At 46.1% G+C, this 4,895-nt stretch carries 5 protein-coding genes; 2 read left to right on the forward strand and 3 right to left on the reverse strand.

What is annotated here, in order from left to right:
• Positions 1-37: 37 nt before the first annotated feature.
• The 3 genes from HMPREF2926_RS09445 to HMPREF2926_RS09455 all read right to left on the reverse strand — a co-directional run bounded on the left by HMPREF2926_RS09445 (position 38) and on the right by HMPREF2926_RS09455 (position 3,189).
• Positions 38-766 carry a pseudouridine synthase gene (locus HMPREF2926_RS09445; RefSeq protein WP_070587601.1) on the reverse strand — a complete coding sequence of 243 codons (729 nt, stop codon included), beginning with the start codon at positions 764-766 and terminating at the stop codon, positions 38-40.
• A 2-nt stretch (positions 767-768) separates the two neighbouring features.
• Positions 769-1,920 carry an MFS transporter gene (locus HMPREF2926_RS09450; RefSeq protein WP_070587604.1) on the reverse strand — a complete coding sequence of 384 codons (1,152 nt, stop codon included), beginning with the start codon at positions 1,918-1,920 and terminating at the stop codon, positions 769-771.
• A 105-nt stretch (positions 1,921-2,025) separates the two neighbouring features.
• Positions 2,026-3,189: an MFS transporter gene (locus tag HMPREF2926_RS09455; RefSeq protein ID WP_070587606.1), complete on the reverse strand. Its 1,164-nt coding sequence runs from the start codon at positions 3,187-3,189 to the stop codon at positions 2,026-2,028.
• 145 nt (positions 3,190-3,334) lie between these two features.
• On the opposite strand from HMPREF2926_RS09455, the gene HMPREF2926_RS09460 reads away from it, so the two are divergent.
• Together HMPREF2926_RS09460 and def are read left to right on the forward strand one after the other, a co-directional pair.
• Entirely contained in the window at positions 3,335-4,021 is a 687-nt protein-coding gene (locus HMPREF2926_RS09460) for a cyclic nucleotide-binding domain-containing protein (RefSeq protein WP_070587609.1), read from the forward strand.
• Between the two features lie 60 nt (positions 4,022-4,081).
• Complete coding sequence (gene def, locus HMPREF2926_RS09465) at positions 4,082-4,696, forward strand: peptide deformylase (RefSeq protein WP_003004253.1); 615 nt, start codon at positions 4,082-4,084, stop codon at positions 4,694-4,696.
• Positions 4,697-4,895: the final 199 nt, after the last annotated feature.

The raw sequence follows: 4,895 nt of genomic DNA on the forward strand, positions 1-4,895 counted from the left end.
AGGCTAGGACTTTTGTCCCAGCTTCTTGGTTTTTTGCTTATAAAGGAACACCGAAGACCTCTAGGGACTTGAGTTCAGAAGGATGGAGCCTCCGCCATGCTCCCAATTGAAGAGTTGAATCTAGCGTTAGAGGTCCCATAGAGATCCGCTCTAAATCCACCACTTCCTTGCCACAGGCAGCGACCATGCGCTTGACCTGATGGAATTTTCCTTCAGCGATTTCGATTTCGACGTAGGAGCTGGCATTTGCCTCATTCACCTCTAAGATCTGCAATCTCGCGGGCAAGGTTGTGAAGTCTTTGAAGGCAATGCCAGCTTCAAAACGGGCCACATCTGCCTCATCCATGATCCTAGCCACTTGGGCACGGTAGATCTTCGACACATGCTTCTTCGGCGAAAGCATGGCATGAGCAAGCTTGCCATTATTGGTCAAAAGCAGCAAGCCATGGGTATCGATATCCAGGCGACCGACAGGAAAGACTTCCTTGTGACGGGCTGTCTCATCCAATAGATCCAAGACAGTTTGGTGGTGATCATCTTCAGTCGCTGAGATAACCCCAGCTGGTTTATTAAGCAGGTAGTAAACAAAGGTCTCATGGACCAGGTCTTCTCCCATAAAGGTCACCTGATCCTTGTCTGGATCAATCTGCAGTTTTCCTGCTGTCTCTTTTTTTCCATTCACTGCGATTTTCTTTTGCTTGAGGAGTTGTTTGACCTCGGTCCTGCTCCCCACGCCACAATCCACTAAAAATTTATCTAGCCGCATGATTACTTCCCGCTCTTTCGCACAATCCATAGGCCAAAAAAGGAAACCAGGATCAAGAGGATACCAGAAAATCCAAAAATGAAGACTGGAGCAGATGAGATCGTCCCTAATAGGCTAAGGACAAAGGTCGTTGCGATCGATCCTGCACTACATCCCAAAACCGCAATGGACGTTGCCTGGCTCAAGACCCCTGCTGGCATCTTATCAGATAAGACATTGTAAACTGTTGTCAAAGCCACACTGTAGGCGAAGCCAGAAGCAATGGTTACAAGGGCAAGAATCAAGAGATTTGGAGAGACCCCGATCAACATTTGGGCCACACCATAAGCTACTCCCGAAACCAATAATAAACGATCACGGAATAGATGGGTCAAGGGTGAGAAGGCCAAACCTGCTAAGATCCCAACAAATTGCATGGCTGCTAATATAACCCCCGCAGTTTGGGCAGTGCCATGTCCAACTTGCTCTACCACACTTGGAATCCGAACGGTGATCATGACATTGGACAAGACGATAGCTGCCGCAACGACTGCTAAGCCGAGTGCAGTCCGCCATTGTCCCCCCGTCATCTTGACATCCCGGTGTTTTTCCTCCACTGCTTCCGTCGTAGATCCATAAGGCACAAATAAGAGATACAAAAGTAAGATAGGAATACTGATGCCATAAACGAGAAAGGCAGCCTGCCAGCCAAAGCGAATCAAGAGGCTGACTCCAAAGGTTAAAACGGCCGTCCCAACAACCTCTGCAGAACCACGAATGCCAAGGGTTTGGACGCGTTCTTTTCCTTTATAGCGCTCACTGATAATGGCAATGGCAGAAACATTGAGCAAGCCAACCGCCATCCCGAAAATAATCCGAGACAAAAAGACAACTGGATAGGCTGGACTGATTAAGGGAATAAAGCCACATAGAGCGTAAGCGACTAGGCCTGTCACAATCATCTGACGCTCTGAAAATAGGCGCCCAATCCATTTATTGAAGATGAGTGAAACCATGATCCCTGCAGAAGGAAGCGAGACCAAGAGCTCAATCATGCTGTGAGGAATTCCCTTATAATAGGCAAACATGGCCGACTGCGCACTCGAAATAGAAAACGAAGTCGTCAATATAAATGAAAGCGCGAGAATACTCACTTTCTCCATGATTCTTTTCATTATTTTTTCCTTTAAACTAATCTTTTTTTCACACTCCTCCTATAATAACACGAGCTAGTGACAGGACGCAATAGATTGAATTAAAAAAACGAAATGATTTCTCAATCATTTCGTTCGTGCTAGTAATTGTGAGGCGAAGACTCCTGTTAGGAGCATCAAAACACCAATCAAGACAAAGAGCAGATGATTGGAAGGAGCTAGTGGCGTCACCAACTGGATGAAGAAAGAAGAGACGGCTGATCCAAGATTGCAGCCGATCAAGACCAGCGAGGTCGCAAGATTCAGGAGATTGGTCGGGATTTTTTCAGATAAGTGATAGAAGATACTGGTGACCCCCGTACTGTAGGTAAATCCTGCCAGCAAGGTTCCTAGAACCAAGCTCCATAGCTGGCTAGACAAGCCAATCAAGGCCAGAGCTAGACCGAAGCCAAAGCACATGATCATAAGCAAGTTCTTTTTGAAAACATGTGTTAAACTGGCAAAGCCTACCCCTGCTACAATCCCTGTCAATTGCATCAGACTCAAGACGGTTCCAGCTGTTGTCGCCGTTCCCATACGAGCATCAACGATAATATCCGGCACGCGCAAGCTAATAATAGAATTGAAGCAAATGATGATACCAGCAATCACAGCTAGCATTAGACTAAAACGCCATTGAGGGGAGCGAAGGCGTGCGGAACCTTTCTTTTTCCCCTTCAAGCTAGCCTGTTTTTGCCCCTTAGGATAGGGAACAAAAAGGATATAGAGGAGTAAAATCAAGTAACCACCACCATATACGGCAAAGATCGCCGGCCAGCCTAGGGGTAAGAGTTGTCCCACAATAAAGGTCAAGATGGCAGAGCCCACCACTTCAGCAGACCCCCGATAGCCCAGCATCCGGGTCTTATCATTGCCTGAGTAGCGCTCACTGATAATCGAAATAGCCTTGGCATTGATCATTCCTGTCCCCAAACCAAAGAGAATACGACTCAGAAAGATGAGAGGATAGTCCTGCACGACCAAAGGCACAAGGCCGCTAGTTGAAAAGAGCAAAAGCCCTGCGACAATCATCTGGCGCTCACTCATCCACCGCTCGATCAGGCTATTTAAAAAGAGCATGGCCACAACCGCAAAGGCCGGCAGGGAAACCAAGAGTTCCACCTGGCCTGCTGAATATCCAAATTGGCTAAAATAGGCCTTCATAGCCGGCAAACCGGCTGTAATTGAAAATGATGAGATCAGCATGAGCGACAAGCTCAAGAGACTGATTCTTTCCATTATTTTTTTCATTTTTTTATTTCCTACACTTTACTGGTAACATTTGACTTTACTAATTTATTTAGAAAAGATTCAAACTGGTATTTTCAATAGAATCCTAGTATAATCAATTTAGAAAGAGAAAAACAGGACATTTGTCCTATTTTAGGAGATTAAGATGAAAAAAATTTCCCCATCTACGAAACTCATGGAGATCATCACTGACTACCAATTGGATCAGATCTTTCCAGGTGACTGTCTTAGTCAGCTGGACCTTGTTCTCTATCAGGCTGGAGAGTATATCTGCCGCCAGGGTTCTGACCAAGATGTCATTCCTTATTTTCTCAAAGGCCGGCTCAAGATCATCCACAGTCTTGAAAATGGTAGCGACACCATCCTTGAAATCCAAGAAAAACCTGGACTGTTAGGAGAGATTGAGCTCCTGCTCGATCGGGTCTGTATCACATCGGTCATTGCAGACCAAGACTCACTAGTCGTCCAGCTCTCTGCTCGGCATTTCAAGGACCGCCTACTGCTGGACCCGACCTTTTTGCGTTCTACTGCCAAGACCTTGGCTGAGAAATTACACCAGATCAACTATTTGGCTCCTGCCAACTTTCATTATTCGGTCAAGGAGCGCCTCGCTACACATTTTTTGGAACATGGTGATGAAAACGGGACCCTCAAGCCCAAGATGAATCAACTGGCCCTGCGTTTTGGGATCAGCTACCGCCACCTCAGCCGCGTGATCAAGCAGATGATTGACGAGGGGTTGATCCAAAGAGAAGGGCGAATCTATACGATTTTAGATGCAAAAAGGATAAATGATTTGTCCATCAAACATGCGGAAACCGCCGACAGATAACTTTAATTTTAGGCTCTTTTGTGTTATCATGGAGGTTAGAAAGAAAGTGAGAGTATGACAATGAAAGCAATTGAAAAAGTTACAAGAGCATCCCATTTGATTGATATGGATGACATCATCCGCGAAGGAAATCCAACACTTCGAGCTGTTGCAGAAGACGTGACCTTCCCTTTGTCTGATCAGGAAATTATCCTGGGTGAAAAAATGATGCAATTCTTGCACCATTCTCAAGACCCTGTTATGGCTGAAAAACTTGGACTCCGTGGAGGAGTTGGGCTCGCTGCCCCTCAGCTGGACATCTCGAAACGCATTATCGCTGTTTTGGTGCCCAATCCAGAAGATGCCGATGGCAACCCACCAAAAGAAGCCTATAGCCTTCAAGAAGTCATGTACAATCCAAAGGTTGTTGCCCATTCTGTGCAAGACGCGGCTCTTGGAGATGGGGAAGGCTGTCTCTCTGTAGACCGCAATGTCCCAGGCTATGTGGTCCGTCACGCGCGCGTGACCGTGGAGTATTTCACAAAAGACGGTGAAAAGAAACGCATCAAACTCAAAGGCTACAACTCCATCGTCGTCCAACATGAAATCGACCACACCAACGGCATCATGTTCTATGACCGCATCAATCCAAACAACCCATTTGAAATCAAAGAAGGGCTTTTGATATTAGAATAGGGCAAATGTCAAAAAAGTAAGGTAGTAGTGATGATTCACTACTACCTTACTTTTTTTACGAGACTGCGTCTACCGATTTCTGTCTCTCGGCGCAGTGGTTGATGCCTCAAAACACTGTTTTGAGGTAGTAGATAGGGATTGCGGAGCAAGGCCCTTCCTCATCAACTGGGCGGGGGCAAAACTACGAAATCAAACTCTT

The sequence above is a fragment of the Streptococcus sp. HMSC078D09 genome (assembly GCF_001813675.1).
Classification (GTDB): Bacteria; Bacillota; Bacilli; order Lactobacillales; family Streptococcaceae; genus Streptococcus.

Bases quoted from the DNA above. Each gene is read 5' to 3' on its own strand.
- HMPREF2926_RS09445 (WP_070587601.1), bottom strand. From the start codon at position 766: ATGCGGCTAGATAAATTTTTAGTGGATTGTGGCGTGGGGAGCAGGACC.
- HMPREF2926_RS09450 (WP_070587604.1), bottom strand. From the start codon at position 1,920: ATGAAAAGAATCATGGAGAAAGTGAGTATTCTCGCGCTTTCATTTATA.
- HMPREF2926_RS09455 (WP_070587606.1), bottom strand. From the start codon at position 3,189: ATGAAAAAAATAATGGAAAGAATCAGTCTCTTGAGCTTGTCGCTCATG.
- HMPREF2926_RS09460 (WP_070587609.1), top strand. From the start codon at position 3,335: ATGAAAAAAATTTCCCCATCTACGAAACTCATGGAGATCATCACTGAC.
- def (WP_003004253.1), top strand. From the start codon at position 4,082: ATGAAAGCAATTGAAAAAGTTACAAGAGCATCCCATTTGATTGATATG.